The organism is Frateuria defendens (assembly GCF_001182895.1).
Taxonomy (GTDB): Bacteria; Pseudomonadota; Gammaproteobacteria; order Xanthomonadales; family Rhodanobacteraceae; genus Frateuria_B; species Frateuria_B defendens.
In genome coordinates, this window is sequence record NZ_LFQR01000296.1 from 1 (window position 1) to 255 (window position 255).

General features: G+C 73.3%; 1 protein-coding gene. It reads right to left on the minus strand.

Going from position 1 to position 255, the window contains the following annotated elements; all coding sequences use genetic code 11:
• Positions 1-202 (minus strand): DUF3240 family protein (locus tag ACH65_RS21240; protein WP_049624086.1); only part of this gene is annotated, 202 nt, incomplete at its 3' end.
• Positions 203-255: the final 53 nt, after the last annotated feature.

Here is a 255-nt window from a genome sequence, read left to right on the forward strand (position 1 = left end):
GCAGCAGGCGGTCGATGCGCCCGCGCACGCGCTCGCGCACGCTGGCCTGACCGAAGTCGCCGCCGTGGCCGGCCACCGGCACGGTGGTGAAGCCCGGCAGGCCCGGCTCCAGGTCCAGCAGCGCGGCGATCAGGGCTTCCTCCAGCTCGCGCGGGGCGATCATGGTCAGCCGCCGCAGCGCCGTCGTGGTCGTGGTCGACATCGTGTTCTCCTCATTCCTCGCCGAAGCGGCGGTACAGCACCGGCAGCAGCAGC